Raw genomic sequence first — 24513 nt, 5'->3', positions numbered from 1 at the left:
ATGCTGTCGATTTCGCCGGCACGCCGACAGAGTGACGTTTGTATGCGCTTTCTGCAATTTGGCGCAAAACGATATGGGTGCATTGCCCTTCTTTCTCCCCTTGCTGGTAGACCTCTTGCCGTGATCTGCTGACGTTCAAGACTTCAAGCAACAATCAGTGCACCTTCGGGACTTCACCTGGCATGAGCTACTCCTGGAATCGCCCGCGTCCGGCCGTCCCGGAGCACCGGCGGCCCGTCCGTGACGGGGCCGAGCACGCCGAGAGGGAGTACCGGCACCGTGTTGCTTGAGCGTGAGTCGGCCCTGGCGCAGGCCACCGAGGCCCTGCGCCGCGCCGCGAACGGACAGGGCTCGCTCCTCGTCGTCCACGGCCCCATGGGCGTGGGCCGGTCGACGTTCCTGGAGTCCCTGGCCGGCCTCCTGCACGAGCAGGACGTCCTGCTGCTCAGGGCCCAGGCGTCGGCCGCCGAGGAGAGGTTCCGGCTCGGCGTGGTACGGCAGTTGGTGGACTCCCTGCGCGGGGTCACCCCGCCCGAGGAGATCGCGGACCTGCTGCGGCGGGCGGCCGGCTCGCTGCCCGAGGGCCTGCCCGCGATCCCGCCCGAGGACCTGGTCGCGGGCCGCCCGCCCTGGTCCGCCCTCACCTGGCAGCAGGCCCCCCGGTGGCTGGCGGCCTTCCTCGGCGCCCTCGCCGAGGACCGGCCCGTCGTCCTCATGGTGGACGACCTCCAGTGGGCGGACATCGACTCGCTCCAGGCACTCGCCCTGCCGCTGGCGCAGCGCGCGCGAAGACGGATCCTCTTCGTGTTCTCCGTGCTCCCCGGCGACGTGCGCGGCAACCGCCAGCACGTACGCGACCTCCTCGCCCCGCTGCCGGGCGCGGCGGGGCCGTCGCCGGCCGAACGCGCCTGCGAGCCCGCCGCCGACGCGCCGTACGACCAGGCCCTGGAGCTGTCCGCGCTCGGCCGGAGCAGCGTGCGCCTGCTCGTGGAGAAGACCTTCGGGGACACGCCGGACGCAGTGTTCGTGGACACCGTGGCGGCCCGCTCCGGCGGCAACCCCCTGCTGCTGCGCGCCATTTTGGACGAGGCGCACTACCTGAGACTGTGCCCCACGGCGGCGGACGCGGCCGTCGCCGCGACGCTGCGCCCCGAGCGCGTGCGTGAGCGCCTCGACGCCTTCCTGCGGTCGCAGCCCGACCATGTGCGGCGCACCGCCTACGCGCTGACCGTCCTCGGCCCGGCGGCGGACGCGCGGTTCGCCGCCCGCCTCGCCGAGATCGACAGCGCGGGGCTCACCGAGGCGCTCGACGTGCTGCGCCGCGTCGGACTCGCCGACCCGCGCGCGTGCAGACTTACCTCCGGCACGGTCCTGCGGGACCTCCTTGAGGAGAACATGCCCGCCGAGGAGCGCACCGCGATGCGCGGGGTCGCGGCCGAGCTGCTGCACCGCACCGGCCACCCGGCCGAACTCGCCGCGGAGCACCTCATGGGCGCGATCTCCCTGCGCGGCCCGGAGGCGGTACAGATCCTGCGGACCGCCGCGGACAGCGCCCTGCGCCGCGGTTCGCCCCGGGACGCGGCGCGCTATCTGCGCCGTGCCTTGCTCGACGCCTCGCTCTCCGGACACGACCGGGCCCTGCTCTTCGTCGACCTCGCGACCGCCGAGCGGAGCTTCGCCACCGCCGCTTCACTGCGCCATGTCGTGGAGGCCATGCCGCTCCTCGATTCGGTACGGGAGCGGGCCGACGCGATCGTGCGGCTCGGGCCGCTCCAGATGGACCCGCCGGCCTTCCGCATCGACACCATCCGGGCCGCCGTCGCCGACGAACTGCGGCGCTCGGGCACCGAGGACACGGACCGGACGGAGCACGAACTGGCCCTGCGCCTGGAGGCGCGCGAACACATCCTGTCCGCGCAGGACCCCCGGCACATCCAGCGGGCTCTGCGCCGCTTCCGCGACCTGGGCCCGGCGCCCCGCCTCGCCACCACGGGCGAGCGGGAACTGGTCACCTCCCTCATGCACATCGCGTTCGTGGCCAACGCGGCCACCGCTCCGCACCTGACATCGTTGTCCACTCGTCTCCTCGAACGGGAACCGCCTACGCCCGAGCACGTCCACACCACGGTGCCGCTGGCCGTGAACATCCTGGCCGGTGCCGGGCAGGTCGAGGGCGCGGCCGCCTGGCTGCGCGAGGCCAACCGGCTCGCGCAGCGGCGCGGCGGTGACGTGGAACAGGCCGTCATCCGCTGCGAGCAGGCGCTGGTCGCCCTCGCCGACGGCCACCGCGCCTACGCCCGGGACAAGATCATCCAGGCGGACGCCCTCGCGGGCCCGGAGACCGGCGGGCTGCCCACCGTGTGCGCGGCCGTCCTCGCGATCGTCGCGATGAACACCGGCCGCCCGGAACTGGCCGAGCAGATCCTCACCCAGCACCGGCTGCACACCGAGAACCCACACCTGGCGGCCATCCTGCACGTCGCGCGCGGATCGCTCGCGGCCCGGCGCGACGACCCCAGGACCGCGCTCGACCACTACCGGGCGGCCGGCCGGTGCACCGAGCGGATCGGCTGGCTCAACCCGGTCGTCCTGCCCTGGTCCTCGTGCGCCGCCCTCATGCACCGCCGCCTCGGCGAGCACGAGGAGGCCGTCGCCGCGGCCCGACTCGAGGTCGACCGCTACCGCGCCTGGGGCTCCGACTCCCGCCTGGGCCGCTCGCTGATCGTCCTCGGCAGGGTCACCGCCGGACCAGCGGGCGTCGAGGCGCTCGACGAGGCCGTCGCGCTGCTCACGCAAGGCACCAACGGTTACGACCTGTGCCGGGCGCTGTACGCCCTCGGCACCCACCGGGAGACGAAGCGCAACCGGAGAGCCCCGGCCCTCAAACGGGCCCTGGAGCTCGCCCAGGACCACGGCCTTCCCGAACTGGCCGAGGAGATACGCGGCAGACTGGCCGAGAAGACGGGCAGGGCCGCGGCGTCCGCCACCCGGCTCACGCCCTCGGAGCGCAAGGTCGCCCACCTCGCGGCGAGCGGCCACAGCAACTCGCGGATATCCAATGAACTGGGCACCTCCTCACGCATGGTGGAAAAACATCTCACCAACTCCTATCGAAAACTCGGGATTTCCGGACGCCCCGAGTTGCGCGCGGCCCTCAAAAGGCTCGACGAGGAGCAGTGATCCCGAATCGGGCACGATACGGGCATCGTTGCTCGGGAAACGGGCAAACATTGCACGCACCGCGCTCCGGAGGTCTCCGCGCGACAGCGCACGTACACCCCGAACCCGATTGAAGCCGAAACCAATACCTCACTCTGCGTGACCCGTTCCCGCTCAGACGGGGTGCCGATGGCGTGGCCGCACCACCCCGGCCCCTCCCCCACCGCACCACCGAACCACCGAACCACAATGTTTTGCAGCCACGCAAAAGTTTGCTTGACCCGCCCGCGCGACGATTCCTAGGCTCGACACCAGTTGATCCGAGGCGCTCGTGACGGGCCATCGAGAAACCCCCGGACCCCGGCACGCGGCACCTCCTCCGGTCACATCTGCCCCCCGGCAGTGATCCCCCACAGGTGAATGCAGAAAGACGGTGCGTCGCAGTGACCACGCGAATAGCAGGCCCCCGGCACAACAGAGACAGGGCGGCGGCTCCGCACACTTCCTCGGCTCCTCAGCGGACACAGCACGATGGCCGGCCCCACCCCCAGGGCAATCGCCGCCTGTACACCGCGCATATCGACACCGATATGCACATCGTGGCAGCGGAGCCCGATTTCTCCGTACAGTTCGGCCGCACCTCGGTCGACATCTGCGGACGGAACCTCTACGAACTTCTGCACCCCAGCTCCCCCTCCGTGCTCAAACGCCACTTCACCCGCCTCTCCGAAGGACGCTGCAGCCGATTCGCCTCACGCATGGTCGGCCTGGCTGACGAGGGCCGGGTCTTCTCCGGGGAGCTGACGGGCATCGCCGTACAGAACACGACCGGAGTCCTGGCGGGCATCGTCGTGCAGGTCCGGCCGGACGAGGCCGTGCACGGCACGGACCCCGACGAGGGCGTCTTCAACCCCAAGGAGAAGCTGCTCAGCAAGCTCGACGCGCAGGTCCTCGAAGGAGTGGCCAGCGGCGCCTCCACCGTACAGCTCGCGTCACGGCTCTACCTGAGCCGCCAGGGCGTCGAGTACCACGTCGGCCTCATGCTGCGGAAGCTCAAGGCCCCCAACCGTGCCGCCCTGGTGGCACGCGCGCATTCGATGGGCATGTTGTCGGTCGGCCAGTGGCCGCCGCGGGTGCTGCCCGAGTTCATCAAGTAGCCCGCAACTAGCGGCTCCTGACACCTTTTTACTTCCTGCTCCTCAGCGGCGTCACCGCTGTGCCACGGCGGCCGTACCAGCTTCGGTACGGCCGCCGGCTCATGTACGCGGCCCCGCTCCGCCGCTACTGCTCCAGCTCGCGGCTGATGAGGTCGAACAGTTCCTCGTCGCTGGCGCCGTCCAGTCGGTCACCGAGGGACGCGTCGTCCGCCTCGCCGTCGGCGTCCGCCGCCTCGATCTCGCCCAGGAGCGCCCTGAGACGGGCTCCGAGCAGCGTACGGGCGTCCCGGTCGGGGCCGGCGTTCATGATGCGGGTGAACCCGGCCTCCAGATCGGCCAGCATGGCCGCCATGGTCCCGCTCCCGCCGTCGCCGTCGAGTTCGGCATCGAGGTGTCGGGCGAGCGCGGCGGGCGAGGGGTGGTCGAAGACCAGGGTCGTCGGCAGCGCCAGACCGGTGTCCTTGATCAGGGCGTTGCGCAGTTCGACGGCGGTCAGCGAGTCGAAGCCCATGTCGCGGAAGGACCGCTCGGCGCCGACGACGCTGATGTCGGTGTGCCCGAGGGCCTGCGCGGCGACGCGCCGCACGTGGGCCAGGACGGCGTCGGCGCGCCCCTGCGGCGAGAGCCCGGCGAACTGTTCGACCAGCGGCGGCAGCGCTCCCTCGGCGGCGACCGCCACCTCTGGCACCGTCGCCACCGCGTCGGCCTGGGGCAAGCCCGTCAGCAGCGGGCTGGGGCGGCGGCTCGTGAACGCCGGGACGAAGCGCTGCCAGTCCACATCGGCCACCACCACCGGGCCGTCGCTTCCGGCCACCGCCGTCTCCAGCCCCACCAGAGCACGCCCCGGGTCCATCACCCGCAGGCCCCGCCGCTCCAGCTCCGCCGCGCCCGCGTCGGAGACCATCCCGCCGCCCGACCAGGGTCCCCAGGCCACCGAGACACCCGTCGTCCCGCGAGCACGACGTTGCTCCACCACGGCGTCGGCCCACGCGTTCGCCGCCGCGTACGCCGCCTGGCCGCCGCTCCCCCACACCCCGGCGATCGACGAGAACACCACGAAGGCGTCGAGGTCCCGGTCGCGCGTCAACTCGTCGAGGTACACCGTGCCGCGCGCCTTCGCCGCCATGGCGTGCTCCGCCTGGGCGGGCGTCATGGCGTCGATCGGGCCGACGTCGAGGACACCGGCGAGGTGGGCGATGCCGTCGACGCGGTGCGCCGCGAGCAGCGCGGCCACCTGCGCACGGTCGGCGATGTCGCACGCGACGACCTCGACGCGCTCGGCACCCGCCGCCTCCAGTCGGGCGACCGCGTCGGCCGCCCCGCGGGCATCCGGCCCACCACGGCTCACCAGGATGAACTCCCTGGTCCCGCGCCCGGCGAACCACTCGGCGACCCGCACGCCGAGCGCGCCGGTCCCGCCGGTGACGAGGAGGCTCCGCGGTGTACGCCGACGGTCGTCGTCGCCGGACGAGCCCGGCGCCCGTACGGGCAGCGGAGCCGGACGCAGACGGCGGGCGTGAACCGCCGCGCCGCGTACGGCCACCTGGTCCTCGCCGCCGCTCGACAACAGGGAGGCGAGTGCGGCGAGTTCGTCGTCGTTTGGGTTCGGGGACAGGTCGGCGAGGCCGCCCCAGCGGTCCGGGTGCTCCAGCGCCGCCGCCCGTCCCAGACCCCATACGGCGGCCTGCGCCGGGTCGTCGGGTGCCCGTTCGGGCCCGAAACCGGCTTGGGTCACGACCCACAGCGGCACCGACGCCTCGACGTCGCCCAGGGCCTGGACGAGCGCCATCGTGGTCACCACGCCATGGTGATCCGGCTCGGAGACGGTGGCGTTTACGGACGCGGACGCGGTGGCGGTGGCGGTGGCCGACGCGGTCGCGTCGGTACGGGGCAGGGCCAGGCAGGAGAGCACGCCGGTCGGCTCGACGCCCGCGAGGGACGCTCGCAGTGACCGCGCGAGCCCTTCCCTGTCCGAGGCGTCGCAGGTCACCCGCTCCAGACCGGGGACGAACCGCTCGATCCCCGCCAGCGGCGTGGTGCCGGGCGTCTGGAGCAGCAGCCAGCGCCCGTTGAGGGGCGTGGCGGGCGGCGGCGTCACCGGTTCCCATGCGACGCGGTACCGCCAGCCGTCGACCTCGGCGCGCTCCACGTGCCCGCGGCGCAGCTCGGTCAAGGCGGGCAGCACGGCGTTCAACGTGTCCTGCGGCACTCCCAAGGTGTCCGCCAGGTCCGAGGCCCCGTCCTCGACGATCGACCAGAACGACGCGTCGTCCTCGGAACCCGACCCGGCCGTTGTCGTGCTTCCACCAGTGACCGTGGGCCAGAAGCGGGTGCGCTGGAACGGGTACGTGGGCAGGTCCACCGCCTCCACTTCCACGTCCACGTCCGCACCGCCGCCCAGTACGGGGGCCCAGCTCACCTCCCCACCGTCCACGTGGAAGCCCGCCAGCGCCCGGAGCACGGCGGCGTGCTCCGAGCCGTCCTTGCGGAGCACCGGCACGGCCAAGGCGTCACTGTCACTGTCACTGTCCGGGAGGCAGGTGCGGGTGAGAGCGGTGAGGGTGGCGTCGGGGCCGAGCTCCAGGAAACGGGTCACACCCTCGGCGGTGAGCGTGTCGACACCTTCGGCGAAGCGGACGGCCTGACGGACGTGGCGGACCCAATACTCGGCCGAGGTCAACTCGCCGTCGGTGGCGAGGGTTCCGGTCACGTTCGAGACGACGGGGATGGACGGGGGCCCGTAGGTGATCTGCTCGGCCACCTCGCGGAAGGCGTCCAGCATCGGCTCCATCAGCGGCGAGTGGAAGGCGTGCGAGACGCGCAGGCGAGTGGTGCGCCGACCCTGACGCTTCAGTTCCGAAGCGATGTCTTCGACGGCTGTCTCGGCGCCGGCGACCACTACGGCCCGCGGACCGTTGACGGCGGCAATGGAGACCCCGTCCTTGAGCAGCGGGAGCACCTCGGCCTCGGTGGCTTCTACGGCCACCATCGTGCCGCCGGCGGGCAGTTGCTGCATCAACCGGCCGCGCGCCGCGACCAGGGCGCACGCGTCCTCCAGTGACATCACCCCGGCCACATGCGCGGCGGCGATCTCGCCGATGGAGTGCCCGAGGAGGAAGTCCGGGCGCACCCCGAACGACTCCACCAGCCGGAACAGGGCCACCTCGACGGCGAACAACGCGGGCTGCGTCCACTCCGTACAGTTGAGGCGCTCGGCGTCGTCGCCGAAGACGACGTCGCGGAGTTCCTCGCCTACGTGGGCGCATACGGCGTCGAAGGCGTCCGCGAAGACCGGGAAGGCGTCGTACAGCTCGCGTCCCATCCCGAGCCGCTGTGCGCCCTGCCCCGAGAACAGGAACGCGGTACGGCCACCGCCACGCGCCTCGCCCACGACGGTTCGTAGGCCGGGCTCGGCCAGGTGGAGGTTCTGGAGTTCCTCGGCGAGTTCTTCATGCGTCGAGGCGAGCACGACGGCGCGCTGCTCGAAGGTGCTACGGGTCGTGGCGAGAGCCCGCGCCATCGGTAGGGACGCGGATTCGTCGCGCTCCTTGAGCATGGTGAGCAGCTTCCCCGCCTGGGCGCGGAGAGCGGCCTGGCTGCGCGCGCTGAGGAGCCAGGGCAGTAGCGTGCGGTCGTTGTCGTCCGTCTCGGGGTGGTGCGGAGGCGCGGTTTCGGGGGCTTGCTCCAGGATGACGTGGGCGTTGGTGCCGCTGAGGCCGAAGGAGGACACGCCCGCGCGACGGGGACGATCCGTCGACACCGGCCACGCCTGCTGTTCTGTGAGCAGGCGGACCGTGCCGGATGACCAGTCCACGTGTGAGGACGGTTTGTCCACGTGCAGGGTGGCGGGCAGCACGCCGTGCTGAAGCGCCTCCACCATCTTGATCACACCGGCCACGCCTGCGGCGGCCTGCGTGTGGCCCAGGTTGGACTTCACCGAGCCCAGCCACAGCGGCCGGTCACCCGTTCGCTCCCGACCGTACGTGGCCAGGAGCGCCTGCGCCTCGATCGGGTCGCCCAGCTTGGTGCCCGTGCCGTGCGCCTCCACCGCGTCCACGTCCGCGGCCGACAGGCCCGCCGAGGCGAGCGCGGCGCGGATCACGCGCTGCTGCGAGGGCCCGCTGGGAGCCGTCAGGCCGTTGGAGGCGCCGTCCTGGTTGACCGCCGAACCCCGCACCACCGCCAGGACGCGGTGGCCGTTGCGGCGGGCATCGGACAGCCGCTCCACCAGCAGGACGCCGACACCCTCACCCCAACCGGTGCCGTCTGCGCCTTCCCCGAACGCCTTGCACCGGCCATCACCGGCGAGCCCGCCCTGCTTGCTGAACTCCACGAACGCGCCCGGCGTGGACATCACCGTCACACCACCCGCCAGCGCCAGATCACACTCCCCCGCCCGCAACGCCTGGGCGGCCAAGTGCAGGGCGACCAGCGAGGACGAGCAGGCCGTGTCCACCGTCACCGCCGGACCCTCAAGCCCCAGCACATACGACACCCGGCCCGACGCCACACTCGCCGCGTTCCCCGTACCGACGTAACCGCCGAAGTCACCCTCCGACAGACTCAGCAGCGCCGGATAGTCCTGGCCGTTGGTCCCGGCGAACACACCCGTCCGGCTGCCGCGCAGCGCACGCGGGTCAATTCCGGCCCGCTCCACCGCCTCCCACGACGCCTCCAGCAACAACCGCTGCTGCGGATCCATCGCCAACGCCTCACGCGGCGACACCCCGAAGAACTCCGCGTCGAAACCGGCGACATCCGACAGGAAGCCGCCCTGGCCGTACTCCGGTGTCCCGCCGCCCGTCTGCGCGTAGCGCTCGTAGACGCCTTCCAGAGCTGACCATCCGCGGTCGGCGGGGAAGTCCGTGATGCCGTCACGACCGTCGATGAGCAGGTCCCACAGGTCCTCGGGCGACTCCACGCCGCCCGGGAAACGGCACGCCATCCCGACGATGGCCACCGGCTCGTCCACCGCCGCCACAGTCGTGGGGGTGGTGGAGGTGTCGTCCTCGAACAGCTCGCCGTAGATGTGGGCGGCCAGGGCCTCAGGTGTGGGGTGGTCGAAGACCGCCGTCGCAGGGAGGGCGACGCCCGACACGGACGCCAGGACGTTGCGCAGCTCCACCGCGATCAGCGAGTCCACGCCCAGATCGCGGAACGGCCGCTCCGCGCCGACCTGTTCGGGACCGTCGTGTCCCAGCATCTGGGCCGCGAGCCTCTGCACTTCCTCCAGTACGAGACGCTGCCCGGCGTCGCGGGACAGGCCGGCCGCCTTTGCGCGCAGGTCGTTGCCGGGTCCCTCGCTCTCCCGTGTTTCGGCGGTGGGGCGTGTGGGGGTCAGCGGTGCGAGGAGTGCGCTGGGGCGGGCCGTGGTGAAGGCGGGGACGAAGCGGTTCCAGTCGGCGTCCGCAATCAGTTCGGTGGTCACGCCCGCGTCGAGCGCGGCGCCGAGAGCCGAGAGCGCGGTCCGAGGGTCGAGTGCCGTCATCGCCCCCTGGCCTCGGCGGCGTCCGCCTGACTCCGCTGCCATGCCGTCGCCGGCCCACGGGCCCCAGGCGAGGGAGGTGGCCGGGAGGCCTTCGGCGCGTCGCCGTTCCGCGAGGGCGTCGAGGACGGCGTTGGCGGCGGCGTACGCCCCCTGCCCCGGGCTCCCCAGCGTGCCCGCCAGCGAGGAGAAGAGAACGAACGCGGAGAGATCGTGGTCCCGGGTCAGCTCGTCGAGCAGGAGTGCTCCTGTGGCCTTCGGGGCCCGTACTTCTTCAAGGCGGTCGGCGTCGGTGGTCAGCAGTGTGCCGTCGTCCAGGACCCCGGCCGTGTGGAAGACGGCGTCGATGCGGTGTTCGGCGAGCAGCGCGGTGACTTGATCGCGATCGGAGATGTCCGCGGCGGCCAGCACGACATCGGCCCCCAACTGCTCTAGTTCGGCGCGCAGTTCGCGGGCGCCGGGCGCCGACTCGCCACGACGGCTGACGAGGAGCAGGGTGCGGGCGCCTCGCTCCACCGCCCAGCGGGCCACGTGTGCGCCCAGGGCGCCAGTGCCTCCGGTGATGAGCACCGTCCCGGCGGGCTTCCAGCTCTCCGTGGCCGGGGGCAGTGGGGTTGCCGGTGTCAGCCTGCGGCCGAAGATGCCGTGGGCTCGTACGGCGATCTGGTCCTCGCCGGGCTTCAGTCGGGTCAGGACGGCGGCGAGCCGCGTGCACACCCGGTCGTCCACCTGCGTCGGCAGGTCGACCAACCCGCCCCAGATGTCGGGGTGTTCCAGGGCGGCGACGCGCCCCAGCCCCCAGACGGCGCTCTGCTCGGGCCGGGCGACGGCATCGGTGCCTCCGACGCCGACAGCGCCCTGGGTGAGGGCCCACATCCGTACGCCGCCCAGATCCGATGACTCCGCGACGGCCCGCAACGCTGACAGGGTGCCGACGACCGGGTCGGCGGATGCGCCGAGACCGGCCAGCGACAGGATCCCGTCCAGGCGTCGCGTGCCCTCGGAGCTGTCAGGGCTTGCCAGGGCTTCGGCGCAGGCCGCGGGGTCGGTGAGGTCCGCCTCGGTGACGTACGCCGTGAGCCCCTGCTTCCGTAGGCCCAGGACGAGGTCGTCCACCGCGCCGCGCGAATCGGCTCCCAGGCCGGTGGGGATCAACACGGCCCAGTTGCCCGTACGGGGCTGACCGGCCGCCGGGGTCGTCTCGTCGTCCCGGGTCAGCGGTCGCCATGAGATGTCGTGGCGCAAGGCGTCGAGCGCCGCCCGGTCCTGTCGCTGCCGGTACCACTTCGACAACGCCGGTACCACCGGTCCCAGTGCCTCCGGTTCCAGGGCGAGATCCGCGGCCAGCGACGGAAGGTCCTCGCGCTCGACAGCGGCCCAGAACTCGGCGTCGACCACCGCCGAGGCCCGCGCCGGGCCGGTAGGGGCGCCGGGGGACGTCTCGTTCGGGGCGAGCCAGTAGCGGCGGCGCTGGAACGGGTACGTCGGCAGATCGACCGCACCCGTACCCGCACCGTCACCGGTCCTCAGCACGGCAGTCCAGTCGATCTCTCCGCCGTCCACATGGAACTGCGCCATCGCGCGGAGAACGGCTGTGTGTTCCGGGTCGTCCTTGCGGAGCACCGGGACGAAGAGGGCGGCGTCGCCCTCCGGTGCGCACGCGCGAGCGAGGGCGGTGAGGGTGCCGTCCGGGCCGATCTCCAGGAAACGGGTCACGCCGTCGGCGGTGAGCGTGCCGATGCCGTCCGCGAAGCGCACGGCTTCCCGTACATGGCGGACCCAGTAGTCGGCCGAGGTCAGATCGCCCTCGGCGGCGAGGCGTCCGGTCACGTTCGAGACGACGGGGATGGACGGGGGCGTGTAGGTGATCTGCTCGGCCACCTCACGGAAGGCGTGGAGCATCGGCTCCATGAGCGGCGAGTGGAAGGCGTGCGAGACACGCAGGCGGGAGGTGCGTCGGCCCTGCCGCTTGAGTTCGGCGGCGACCTGTTCGACCGCCGCCTCCACGCCCGCGATCACCACGGCCTGCGGACCATTGACCGCCGCGATCGACACCTCGTCCCCGAGCAGGGGCAGCACCTCCGCCTCCGACGCCTCCACCGCCACCATGACGCCGCCAGCGGGCAACTCCTGCATGAGACGGCCGCGCGCCACCACCAAGGCGCACGCGTCCTCCAAGGACATCACGCCCGCCACATGCGCGGCAGCGATCTCACCGATGGAGTGCCCGAGGAGGTAGTCCGGGCGTACCCCGAACGACTCCACCAGGCGGTAGAGCGCCACCTCGACCGCGAACAGCGCGGGCTGCGTCCACTCCGTACGGCTCAAGCGTTCGGCGTCGTCGCCGAAGACGATGTCGCACAGTTCCTCGCCGATGTGCGCACACACGGCGTCGAAGGTCTCGGCGAACACGGGATAGGTTTCGTACAGTTCCCGGCCCATGCCCGGCCGCTGTGCGCCCTGGCCCGAGAACAGGAAGGCTTGCGGTTGGTCTCCTCGGTCGTACCCGGCCGCGATCTTCGCGCTTGTGGTGCCGTTGGCGAGGGCGTCGAGGGCCTCCGTAAGGGCCGGGGTGTCGTCCGCGACGACGACTGCGCGGTGTTCGAAGTGCGTACGTGTCGTTGCCAGGGCGGAGCCCGACCGGTTGAGCTCGATCTCGGGGTGGCTGTCGGCGAAGACCGCGAGAGCCCTTGCCTGCGCGCGCAGGGCTTCCTCGGTGCGGCCGGAGAGCGGCCAGGCTGTTGGGCCGGTACGAGCAGCCTTGGTCTGCGATTCCGGGTCCGGGTCCGGGTCCGGGGATTCTTCAAGGATGACGTGGGCGTTGGTGCCGCTGAGGCCGAAGGACGACACGCCCGCGCGGCGCGGACTATCCGCCGACGCCGGCCATGCCTGCTGCTCGGTGAGCAGGCGGACCGTGCCGGATGACCAGTCCACGTGGGAGGACGGCTCGTCCGCGTGCAGAGTCGCGGGGAGCACGCCGTGCCGTAGCGCCTCCACCATCTTGATCACACCGGCGACACCGGCAGCCGCCTGTGTGTGTCCCAGGTTGGACTTCACCGACCCGAGCCACAGCGGCCGGTCCTCGGCTCGCTCCCGCCCATATGTAGCGAGGAGCGCCTGCGCCTCGATCGGGTCGCCCAGTTTGGTGCCCGTGCCGTGCGCCTCCACCGCATCCACGTCTCCGGCCGACAGGCCCGCCGAGGCGAGCGCGGCACGGATCACGCGCTGCTGCGAGGGGCCGTTGGGAGCGGTCAGGCCGTTGGACGCGCCGTCCTGGTTGACCGCCGAACCCCGCACGACTGCCAGGATGCGGTGTCCGTTGCGACGGGCGTCGGACAACCGTTCCACCAGCAGGACCCCGACGCCCTCACCCCAACCCGTACCGTCCGCCCCCTCCCCGAACGCCTTGCACCGGCCATCACCCGCGAGCCCGCCCTGACGGCTGAACTCCCCGAACACGTCGGGCGTGGACATCACCGTCACACCACCCGCCAGCGCCAGATCACACTCCCCCGCCCGCAGGGCTTGGGCGGCCAGGTGCAGGGCGACCAGGGAGGACGAGCAGGCCGTGTCCACCGTCACCGCCGGGCCTTCGAGCCCCAGCACGTACGACACGCGACCCGAGACGACGCTCGCCGCGTTGCCGGTCAGCAGGTGGCCCTCGATGCCGTCGGGCAGGTCTTCGCCGGAGGCCGCGCCATAGTTCTGGTTGCTGCATCCGACGAACACACCGGTACGGCTGCCGCGCACGGAACTGGGGGCCAGCCCCGCGCGTTCGATGGCCTCCCAGGACGTCTCCAGGACGAGGCGTTGTTGCGGGTCCATCGCCAGCGCCTCACGCGGTGACACCCCGAAGAAACCGGCGTCGAAGTCGGTCGCGGTGGTGACGAAACCGCCCTGCCCGGTGACGTTCTGCTCGGTGTCGCCCGCCGTCTCCCACCCTCGGTCCGCCGGGAACGGGGTGATCGCGTCGACGCCGCCGAGGACCAGGTCCCACAGGTGTTCCGGCGAGGTGACGTCGCCGGGGTAGCGGCAGGCCATGCCGATGATGGCGATCGGCTCGGTGGCAGCGCGGACGAGTTCGTCGTTCCGCCGGCGCAGGCGCTCGTTCTCGGAGAGGGAAGCGCGCAGCGCGGAGACGACGCGCTCTTCGGAGGTGGACATGCTCAGCTCCACTGGTTCGTGGCCCGTACGCGGACGGACGGGGAGGAGGGCGGTGGGCGGCGGGTGTGTCAGGAGGTGGAGTCGCCCAGGGCCAGTTGAACGAGTGCGTCGACGTCCATCGCGTCGATCGCGTCGGGTGCGTCGGGCGCGTCGGGTCCGGATGTGCCACCGTCGGGCCCGGTGGTGATCCGGGCGGTGCCGTAGGAGGTGGGTCCGGCGGGCCCAGCCTCGGTGGCGGTACGAGGCTCCGAGCCGGCCTCTGCCAGGGACAGGACGGCCGTCAGCAAGCCGCTCTCCTGCCAGCGGGAGAAGGGGATCTTGGCGAGCGCGGTACGCAGCGATGCCTCGTCGTGGCCTCGTGCCGCTTCCGTTTCGGCCCTCCGGTCGGTCGCCGCGCCGGGTCGTGGGTCGGCTGTCCCGTCGGCCTGCGTGTCGACAAAGAGTTCCTCGTACAGGTGGTCGGCGAGGTGGCGTGGGGTCGGGTGGTCGAAGACCAGGGTCGTCGGGAGGCGCAGTCCGGTCTCCGCGTGGAGCTGGTTGCGCAACTCCACGGCGGTGAGGGAGTCGAACCCGATGTCCCGGAAGGACCGGTCGAGGCTCAGGGCCGCGCCCGTCGAGCGGCCGAGCACGACGCTCGCCCGCGTACGGACGAGTTCGTGCAAGGCGCGTCGGCGTTCCTTCTCCGGCCGGTTCATGAGACGTGCGACGAGGGCGGCGCGGGCGTCGTTCTCTCCTGAGTCGTCGGGTGCGGCGGCGGCATCGACGCCCGGAAGCCCGGTCAGCAGCGGGCTGTCGCGCCGGACGGTGAACGCGGGCGCGAAACGCTCCCAGTCCACGTCGGCCACGACCACCGCGCCGCCGGACCCCGTCATCGCGGACGTGAGTCCCAGCAGGGCGCGTTCCGGGTCCATGCTCCGCAGTCCGTGCCGTCGCAGCTCCGCCGCGCCCTCGTTCGACACCATTCCGCCGCCCGCCCACGGTCCCCACTGCACGGAGACACCTGTCCGGCCGGCGGCGCGGCGGGCCTCCACGACGGCGTCGGCCCAGGCGTTGGCCGCGGCGTAGGCACCCTGGGCGCCGCTTCCCCACACGGCGGCGATCGACGAGAACACGACGAACGCGCTCAGCTCCCGGCCCCGGTCCCGAGTCAGCTCGTCCAGGTGTACGGCGCCGAGCGCCTTCGCGCCCATCGTGCGCTCCAGGTGGGCGGTGTCGATGTCGCTGAAGGGCATGTGGTCCGGGACTCCCGCCGCATGGAAGACGGCGTCGATCGGATGCCGGGCGAGCAGCGCGCCGACGGCTTCCCGGTCGGCCAGGTCGCAGGCTTCGATGGTCACCTGCCGGGCTCCCAACGCACGCAACTCGGCTCCCAGTTCGGCGGCTCCCTCGGCCTTGTCCCCGCGGCGGCTGGTGAGGATCAGTTCGTCGGCGCCCTGTCGGACGAGCCACCGGGCGACGTGGGCGCCGAGGGCACCGGTGCCGCCGGTCACGAGGACCGGCCCGGAAGGCTTCCAGCCCTGGCCGGTGCCCTGTGGCGCCGGGTCCTGCCGCAGGCGCCTGGCGAAGATCTGGCCGTCCCGTACGGCGACCTGGTCCTCCGTACGGGAGACGAGGACATCCGCGAGAAGGCGGGCGGTGTCGCTGTCGGAGACCTCCGGCAGGTCGACCAGGCCGCCCCAGCGCTCGGGGTGTTCCAGAGCGGCGACGCGGCCGAGGCCCCAGACGGCGCTCTGTTCGGGGCGCAGCGGGCTGTCAGCCGCCCGCCCGACGGTGACCGCTCCCCGGGTCACCCACCACACGGGCCCGTCGACTCCGGCATCCGCCAGCGCCTGGGTGGCGAGGAGCGCCTGCGCCACCGTGCCGGGCAGCACCACGACCCCTGCCACCTGCGCTGCCCGCGCCTTCCCCACGGTCGCGGTGACAGCGGCGGCGAGCTCCGACCGGTCGGGGTGCTCAGCGAGAGGCAGGAGGAGGGGTTCGGGCAGGGCCGCGGTCACGGTGTCGACGAGCGTCGTGTCGCCTTCGGGATGGAGTACGAGCCAGCGGCCCGTACGGTCGCCGCCGGGGGCCGGAACCACCGTTTCCCAGTCGACGCGGTATCGCCAACCATCCACCGCGGCCCGCGCCGTCCGCTCCCGACGGCGGGCGGCGAACCTGGAGAGAACGTCCTGTACGACGTCCTCGCTGATGTCCAGAAGACCGGCCAGCTCACGTGCCTCCTCGGGCCCCACGGGCTCCGTCGCCTCAAGGCTTGTGACGGTCTCCCTGCGCTTGGTCTGCGGCCAGAACCGCTCACGCTGGAAGGCGTACGTGGGGAGGTCGACGCCGGCGGGCGGGCAGGACCCGGTGAGGGCGGCCCAGTCGACAGGCACACCGGCCGTGTAACCGGCGGCCACACACGAGACGAAGGTGTCCACCTCGTCGCGGTCCTTGCGCATGAAGGACGCGAAGAGAGAAGCATCGTCGTCCAGGACGCAGTTCTGCACGAGGGCGGTGAGCGTGCCGTCCGGGCCGATCTCCAGGAAACGGGTCACGCCGTCGGCGGTGAGCGTGCCGATGCCGTCCGCGAAACGCACGGCATCCCGGACATGGCGGACCCAGTAGTCGGCCGAGGTCAGATCGCCCTCGGTGGCGAGACGTCCGGTCACGTTCGAGACGACGGGGATGGACGGGGGCGTGTAGGTGATCTGCTCGGCCATCTCACGGAAAGCGTCCAGCATCGGCTCCATCAGCGGTGAGTGGAAGGCGTGCGAGACGCGCAGGCGCGACGTCCGTCGGCCCTGCTGCTTGAGTTCGGCGGCGACCTGTTCAACCGCCGCCTCCACGCCCGCGAGCACCACGGCCTGCGGACCATTGACCGCCGCTATCGACACCTCGTCCCCGAGCAGGGGCAGCACCTCCGCCTCCGACGCCTCCACCGCCACCATGACGCCGCCGACGGGCAACTCCTGCATGAGACGGCCGCGCGCCACCACCAAAGCGCACGCGTCCGCAAGCGACATCACCCCCGCCACGTGCGCGGCAGCGATCTCACCGATCGAGTGCCCGACGAGGTAGTCCGGGCGCACCCCCAACGACTCCACCAGGCGGTAGAGCGCCACCTCGACCGCGAACAACGCGGGCTGCGTCCACTCCGTACGGCTCAAACGCTCGGCGTCATCACCGAACACCACATCCCGCAGCTCCTCCCCCACCTGCGCACACACCGCATCGAAGGCTTTCGCGAAGACCGGGAACGCTTCGTACAGCTCCCGACCCATGCCAGGCCGCTGCGCACCCTGCCCCGAGAACAGAAACGCCGTTTTGCCGTGCCCCATCACCGATCCGCAGGTCAGGTTGGGCGCCTGTTCACCCTGGGCCAGGCGTTCGAGGCCGTCCAGGAGTTCCGCACGGTCACGGCCTCGGACGACGGCACGGTCCTCGAAGGGCGTCCTGCTCACGACCAGGGCCGACGCGATGGCCTCAGGGGTGATGTCCGTGTGGGCCCGCGCGTAGGCGTGCAGGCGGGCGGCCTGGGAGCGCAGGGCGTCGGTGCCACGGCCGGACAGTACCCACGGCACCACCGGCATGGCGACAGGCTCAACCAGCTCCACGCGCTCCTGAGGTGCCTCCTCCAGGATGACGTGGGCGTTGGTGCCGCTGAGGCCGAAGGACGACACGCCCGCGCGGCGCGGACGATCCGCCGAAACGGGCCATGCCTGCTGCTCTGTCAGCAGGCGGACCGCTCCCGACGACCAGTCGACGTGTGAGGACGGCTCATCAGCGTGCAGGGTCGCGGGCAACACCCCATGTTGGAGTGCCTCCACCATCTTGATCACACCGGCCACACCGGCAGCCGCCTGTGTATGGCCGAGATTCGACTTCACTGACCCGAGCCACAGCGGCCGGTCCTTGGCTCGCTCCCGCCCGTACGTGGCGATAAGCGCCTGTGCCTCGATGGGGTCGCCCAGCTTGGTGCCGGTGCCGTGGGCCTCCACCACGTCCACATCCGCAGCTGACAGTCCTGCCGAGGCGAGCGCGGCGCGGATCACGCGCTGCTGCGAGGGACCGTTGGGAGCGGTCAGGCCGTTGGACGCGCCATCCTGGTTGACCGCCGAACCTCTCACGACCGCCAGGACGCGGTGCCCGTTGCGGCGGGCATCCGACAGCCGCTCGACCAGCAGCACGCCGACGCCCTCACCCCAGCCGGTACCGTCCGCACCCTCACCGAACGCCTTGCACCGGCCATCACCGGCCAACCCACCCTGACGGCTGAACTCCGCAAAGGCAGCGGGCGTGGACATCACCGTGGCGCCCGCGACGAGGGCCATGGAGCATTCATCGCCGCGCAACGCCTGCCCGGCAAGGTGCAGGGCGACCAGCGAGGACGAGCAGGCCGTGTCCACCGTCACCGCCGGACCTTCAAGACCCAGCACGTACGACACCCGGCCCGAGGCCACACTCGCCGCGTTCCCCGTGCCTACGTAGCCGCCGAAGTCGCCCTCCGACAGGCTCAACAGGGCCGGGTAGTCCTGGCCGTTGGTCCCGGCGAAGACACCCGTCCGGCTGCCCCGGAGCGAACGCGGGTCGATCCCGGCCCGCTCCACCGCCTCCCACGACGCCTCCAACAGCAACCGCTGCTGCGGGTCCATCGCCAGCGCCTCACGCGGCGACACCCCGAAGAACTCCGCGTCGAAGTCGCTGACGTTCGAGAGGAATCCGCCGAGTCGGGTGTAGGCCGACGTGCCGGAGTCGGCGGCATCCGGATCAGCCATGGCGTCGAGGTCGTCCCAGCCACGGTCGGCGGGGAAGTCGCCGATGGCGTCCTCGCCCTGGAGAAGCAGGTCCCAGAACTGTTCGGGGGTCTCGACGCCGCCGGGGAAGCGGCAGCCCATGCCGATGATGGCTATGGGGTCGTCGGCGGGCGGGGCGGTCCCTGCGGTACGGGCCTCGGCGGATGCGCTGGCCTGCTCGGCCGGTGCCAGTTCCACGAGGAGGAGGTCCGTGACCGCCTCGGGGGTGGGATGGTCGAAGACCAGGGTCACGGGCAGGGGTACGCCGGTCGCCTGGGAGAGGGCGTTGCGCAGTTCGAGGGCGGTCAGGGAGTCGAGACCCAGTTGTGTGAAGGGCGTGTCGGGGCTGATCCGCGTACCCGGCGCGTGGCCGAGCACGGTGGCCAGCGCCGTACGTACGAGCTCGCGGACAGCATCCCGTCGACGCGGCTCCGGCAGGCGGCGGAGAGGCGAATCCGACCCCGCTCGCACGGGGGACGCGGCGGCCGTACGCAGAGCGGGGCGGCCGGCCAGGGCGCGCAAAAGCGGAGGAAGCCGGTCGGCGTCGGCGGACCGGCGCAGGGCCGCACGGTCGAGACGGAGGGGCAGCGGCGTGCCGCCGGTGTGGGGCAGGGCGCGGTCGAAGAGGTCGAGGGCGTCGTCGGTGGGCAGGGCGCCGATGCCGTTGCGGGTGGCGCGGTGGTGCGCGGCGTCGGTGCGGCCCCGCGTCATCGTGCTGTCCGCTTCCCACAGGCCCCAGGCGATGGAGAGCGCCGGGCGGCCCTCGGCGCGGAGGTGGGTGGCGTAGGCGTCGAGGAAGGTGTTCGCGGCGACGTAGTTGCCCTGGCCGGGACCGGAGAACGTGGCGGCGGCCGAGGAGAACAGGACGAACGCCGAGAGGTCGAGGGCGCGGGTCAGTTCGTGGAGGTTGACCGCCGCGTCGACCTTGGGACGTAGCACCTTGGCGAGTCGGTCACCGGTCAGCGAGGTGATGATGCCGTCGTCGAGTGTTCCCGCCGCGTGCACCACGGCTCCGAGCGGGTGTGCCGATGGCAGGTCGTGGATCGCCTGGGCGAGGGCGTCGCGGTCCGTGGCATCGCAGGCTACGACGGTGGTCCGGGCGCCCAGTGCGGAGAGTTCGGCCGTGAGGTCGGCGGCGCCGGGGGCTTGCATGCCTCGCCGGGTGACGAGGAGCAGGTGACGTACCCCGTGCCGGGTGACGAGGTGACGGGCGACGGCCGAACCGACGCTGCCGGTGCCTCCGGTCACGAGAACGGTACGGTCCGTCGGGAAGGTGACGGTCGTCTGCCCGGCGGAGGTGTCCGGGGCAGGTGAGAGGTTCGGGGCGAGCAACTGGCCGTCTCGCAGGGCCAGTTCGACGACTTGTTCGTGGCGTACGGCGTCCTTCAGCTCGCCGTCAGTGGGGGTGGTGTCGGCGTCGAGGAGGAGGATCCGTCCAGGGTTCTCGGAGGCCGCGGACTTGAACAGGCCTCGCACGGCGGCGGTGACCACATCTGTCACGGTCTCGCCGTCGCGGGCGGCTGCCGCGCCTCGTGTGAGCACCAGCAGACGTGCGTCGGCCGTTCGGGGGTCGGTGAGCCAGTGTTGCAGCAGGGTGAGTGCACGGGAGGTCTCTGTGTGCACAGCGGCTGCCACGTCGGTGGCAGATTCGGTGGCGGGGGCTTCCCAGGGGAGGACGACCAAGTCGGGGAAGCTGCCGTCCGACTCCGTCGACAGAGTGGCGAGGAGTTCGTCCGGGGTGTGGTGTGCGCTGCGCAGCTCCTGCTGTGTCGTGGTGGCGGTGCCGACGGGGCTCCACGTGACGGTGTACAGGTCGCTTCCGCGCCCGCGCGAGGTGGCGGGGAGTCGGTCGCGGTCGAAGGGCAGGGTCGTGACAGTGCGGGCGGTGAGGACCGGTGCCCCGTCGGCGTCCAGGAGCGTGAGCGCGGCTTCCGTCTCCGAGCGAGCGATGACGTGAAGACGTACGTTCGTGGCGGCACTCGCGTGGAGGGTGAGGTCGGTCCAGGAGACGAGGTGCGGAACCGGACGGCCGAGCGCGCCTACCGCCACGAGCGTGCTGTCGAGCAGCGCGGGATGCACCGCGAACCCGGCCGCCTCGGCCGCCTTCGTCTCCGGGAGCGCGGCCTCGGCGAACACCTCGTCGCCCAGGCGCCAGACGGCGGTCAGGGTGTGCGGTATCTCGTCCCCGGGGAGGTCCAGCGCTTCGTACAGTTCGTGCAGGTCTACGGGGGTCGCGCCGGGCGGGGGCCATGCCTCGGGGGACTCCATGTCCGGCGCCGGGTCTGCGTGGGTGGTGAGGGTGCCGTGCGCGTGCCGGGTCCAGGGCCTGGACTCGTCGGTGAGGTCGGCGTCGGGGTCGTGGGGCCGCGCGTACAGGGCGAAGGTCCACCGCTGTTCGCCCGAGACCGCCTCGGTGACGGTCTGTATCTCGGTCTCGGCGGAGCCGGAACCGGAGCCAGGCAGCGGAAGCGGCAGCGGTTCGTCGATGTGCAGCTCGGTCAGGTGGTGGGCGCCGAGGGTGCGTCCCGTGTGCAGCGCCAGGTCGGTGAGGACGGAGGCCGGGACGAGGGAACCGGCGCCGGTGGCGAGTTCGGCCAGCCAGGGCTGTGCGCGCCCCGAGAGACGTCCGGTCGCCACGACACTGGTGGAGTCCGCGAGGCCGATCCCGGCGGAGAGGAGCGGGTGCTCGCCCCGCTGCCCGGGGCGACCGGCCACAGGGTCCAGCCAGTAGCGCTGACGTTGGAAGGGGTAGGTCGGAAGCGGGACCGCCTCCGAGGTGCCCGGCAGCAGGGCTCCCCAGTCGACCGACCGGCCGGACGCGTGCAGGGTCGCGAGCGCGGCGACGGCCGTCCGGGACTCGTCCCGCTCCTTGCGCAGGACAGAGACGAGAACTGCGTCGTCGGCGCTGTCACCGAGAACGGTGCGCGCGAGGGCGGTGAGGGTGCCGTCGGGGCCGATCTCCAGGAAACGGGTCACACTCTCGGACGCGAGCGTGTCGACGCCGTCGGCGAAGCGTACGGCTTCCCGCACATGCCGGACCCAGTACTCGGCCGACGCCAGCTCGCCCTCAACAGCGAGCCGTCCGGTCACATTCGACACGACAGGGGTTGACGGGGCCGCAAACGTGATGCGCTCCGCCACCTCACGGAAGGCATCCAGCATCGGCTCCATCAACGGCGAGTGGAAGGCATGCGAGACGCGCAGGCGCGACGTCCGCCGACCCTGCCGCTTGAGCTCCGAGGCGACCTGTTCGACGGCCGCCTCCGCACCCGCGATCACCACGGCCCGCGGGCCATTGACAGCCGCAACCGAGACCCCGTCACCGAGCAGCGGCAACACCTCAGCCTCCGCCGCCTCCACGGCCACCATCACGCCACCGGCAGGCAACTCCTGCATCAACCGGCCCCGCGCCACCACCAGCGCACACGCATCCTCCAGCGACATCACCCCCGCCACATGCGCGGCAGCGATCTCACCGATCGAGTGACCCATCAACAGATCCGGGCGGACCCCGAAGGACTCCACCAAACGGAACAGCGCGACCTCGACGGCGAACAACGCAGGCTGCGTCCACTCCGTACGGCCCAAGCGCTCAGCGTCGTCACCAAAGACGACGCCCCGCAACTCCTCCCCCACCTCCGCGCACACCGCGTCGAAGGCCTCCGCGAACACCGGAAAGGCGTCGTACAACTCACGCCCCATCCCAAGCCGCTGCGCCCCCTGCCCCGAGAATAGGAACGCCGTCCGGCCTCCGCGGCGGGCGGTGCCGGTGACGAGGTCGGGGGAGGTGCCGTTCGCGGCGAGGGTCTTGAGGGCGGCGGTGAGGCTATCGCGGTCGGTTCCGAGGACGACGGCGCGTTGTTCGAAGAGGGAGCGTCGGTGGGCGAGGGTGTGGGCGACGGCCCGGCAGTCCGTGTCGGGGTGGGCGTCGAGGTGGGCCAGCAGGGCGGTGGCCTGGTCCCTCAGGGCATCGGGAGTGCGGGCGGACAGGGTCCAGGGGATCAGCGGCGGGAGCGGGTGTGTGGCGGGGGCGCCGGCCTCCCCCGTTCCTGTGGTGGCGCCTGTCTCTGGTGTCTCCGTGGTTTCCGGCGCGGGGGCCTCTTCCAGGATGACGTGCGCGTTGGTGCCGGAGACGCCGAACGCGGACACTCCGGCGCGCCGGGGGCGGTCGGTGGGTGGCCAGGCGACGGGGTCGGTGAGGAGGCGGACGTTGCCCTCGGTCCAGTCGACCTTCGTGGTGGGGGCGTCGACGTGGAGCGTGCGGGGCAGGTTGGCGTGGCGCATGGCCATGACCATCTTGATGATGCCGCCGACGCCCGCGGCCGCCTGGGTGTGCCCGATGTTGGACTTGAGGGAGCCGAGCCAGAGCGGCCGTTCGGCGGGCCGGTCCTGGCCGTACGTGGCGAGGAGGGCCTGGGCCTCGATGGGGTCGCCGAGGGTGGTGCCGGTGCCGTGGGCCTCGACGGCGTCGACGTCCTGCGGCGTGAGTCCGGCGGCGGTGAGTGCCTGGCGGATGACGCGTTGTTGGGAGGGGCCGTTGGGGGCGGTGAGGCCGCTGCTGGCGCCGTCCTGGTTGACGGCGGAGCCGCGGATCACGGCGAGTACGGGGTGACCGTTGCGGCGGGCGTCGGAGAGGCGTTCGAGCAGCAGGATGCCCGCGCCCTCGCCCCAGCCGGTGCCGTCGGTGGCGTCCGCGAAGGACTTGCAGCGGCCGTCGGGGGCGAGGCCGCGCTGCCGGCTGAACTCCAGGAAGGTGACCGGTGTCGACATGAACGCGACGCCGCCCGCGAGCGCGAGGTCGCACTCGCCCTGGCGCAACGATTGCATGGCGAGGTGGAGGGCTACGAGGGAGGAGGAGCACGCGGTGTCGACGGTCAGGGCCGGGCCCTCGAAGCCGAAGGTATAGGAGACGCGTCCTGAGGCGATGCTCGCCGCGCTGCCGTTGCCGAGGTAGCCCTCGACGCCGGGGGGCGGCTCGGGGAAGCGGGTGGCGTAGTCGTTGTACATGACCCCGGCGAACACGCCGGTGGCGCTGCCGCGCAGGTCCGCGGGGCGCAGTCCGGCACGTTCGAGGGACTCCCAGACGAGTTCGAGCAGGAGGCGCTGTTGCGGGTCGGTGGCGAGGGCCTCGCGCGGTGACATGCCGAAGAAGGCGGGGTCGAAGTCGGCGGCGTCGTGCAGGAAGCCGCCTTCACGGGTGTAGCAGGTGCCGGGATTCGCCGGGTCGGGGTCGTAGAGGGTGTCGAGGTCCCAGCCGCGGTCGTCCGGGAACGCGGAGATGCCGTCGGTGCCGGTGTCGACGAGGCGCCACAGATCCTCGGGGGTGCGGACGCCGCCGGGGTAGCGGCAGCTCATGGAGACGACGGCGATCGGCTCCGTGGCCCTGCCCTCGACGTGGCGCAGCCGGGCGCGGGTGCGCTGGAGGTCGTTGGAGACACGGGTCAAGAAGTCGCGCAGCTTGTCCTCGCTCACGGGGCGGTCTCCCTTCGGCAGCGGGCGCGCTGGCTCGCCGGTGGGCACGTGGGGCATCGGGCGGGCCCCGGCGCCCGGGTGGGCGTCAGGGCCGGTGAGGGGGCGGGCGTGCCACCCGGTGCCCTCGTGGGGACAGGCCGCGGCGCTCCCGGTGCCGGGCCTGTCCCTGCGGCCGATTATGGGAAGCGCCGGGCCGGTGCACGGGGTGTCGGCGGGGGGCTCTAAGAGAACTTCTAGCGTTGCCGGGCGTGAGGAGGGCCGTCGTCCGGGGGACGGCCGGCTCGGACGGGTCTGGTCACAGGGG

4 protein-coding genes are annotated in these 24513 nt (G+C 72.1%); 2 read left to right on the top strand and 2 right to left on the bottom strand.

The features are described from left to right. Positions 1-279 precede the first annotated feature (279 nt). Positions 280-3180, top strand: coding sequence for an AAA family ATPase (locus ABZ877_RS23695; protein ID WP_361074408.1), 2901 nt, complete (start codon positions 280-282; stop codon positions 3178-3180). Positions 3181-3749: 569 nt separating this feature from the next. Then, positions 3750-4316 (top strand): LuxR C-terminal-related transcriptional regulator, encoded by a 567-nt coding sequence (locus tag ABZ877_RS23690; protein WP_361074406.1) that lies wholly within the window; start codon positions 3750-3752, stop codon positions 4314-4316. Between the two features lie 124 nt (positions 4317-4440). Here ABZ877_RS23690 and ABZ877_RS23685 read toward each other — a convergent pair whose 3' ends face one another. Both ABZ877_RS23685 and ABZ877_RS23680 read right to left on the bottom strand, forming a co-directional pair. Then, positions 4441-13965 carry a type I polyketide synthase gene (locus ABZ877_RS23685; protein ID WP_361074404.1) on the bottom strand — a complete coding sequence of 3175 codons (9525 nt, stop codon included), beginning with the start codon at positions 13963-13965 and terminating at the stop codon, positions 4441-4443. A 68-nt stretch (positions 13966-14033) separates the two neighbouring features. Continuing rightward, positions 14034-24209: a type I polyketide synthase gene (locus ABZ877_RS23680; protein WP_361074402.1), complete on the bottom strand. Its 10176-nt coding sequence runs from the start codon at positions 24207-24209 to the stop codon at positions 14034-14036. Positions 24210-24513: the final 304 nt, after the last annotated feature.

It is taken from the genome of Streptomyces sp. NPDC046939 (genome assembly GCF_040644575.1).
GTDB lineage: Bacteria > Actinomycetota > Actinomycetes > Streptomycetales > Streptomycetaceae > Streptomyces.
Note: the sequence above shows the minus strand (reverse complement) of the source record. Positions and strands in the feature narration are given on the sequence as shown.

Excerpts from the sequence above, each read along its gene's own strand:
- ABZ877_RS23690 (WP_361074406.1), top strand. The coding sequence starts at position 3,750 with ATGCACATCGTGGCAGCGGAGCCCGATTTCTCCGTACAGTTCGGCCGC.
- ABZ877_RS23685 (WP_361074404.1), bottom strand. The coding sequence starts at position 13,965 with ATGTCCACCTCCGAAGAGCGCGTCGTCTCCGCGCTGCGCGCTTCCCTC.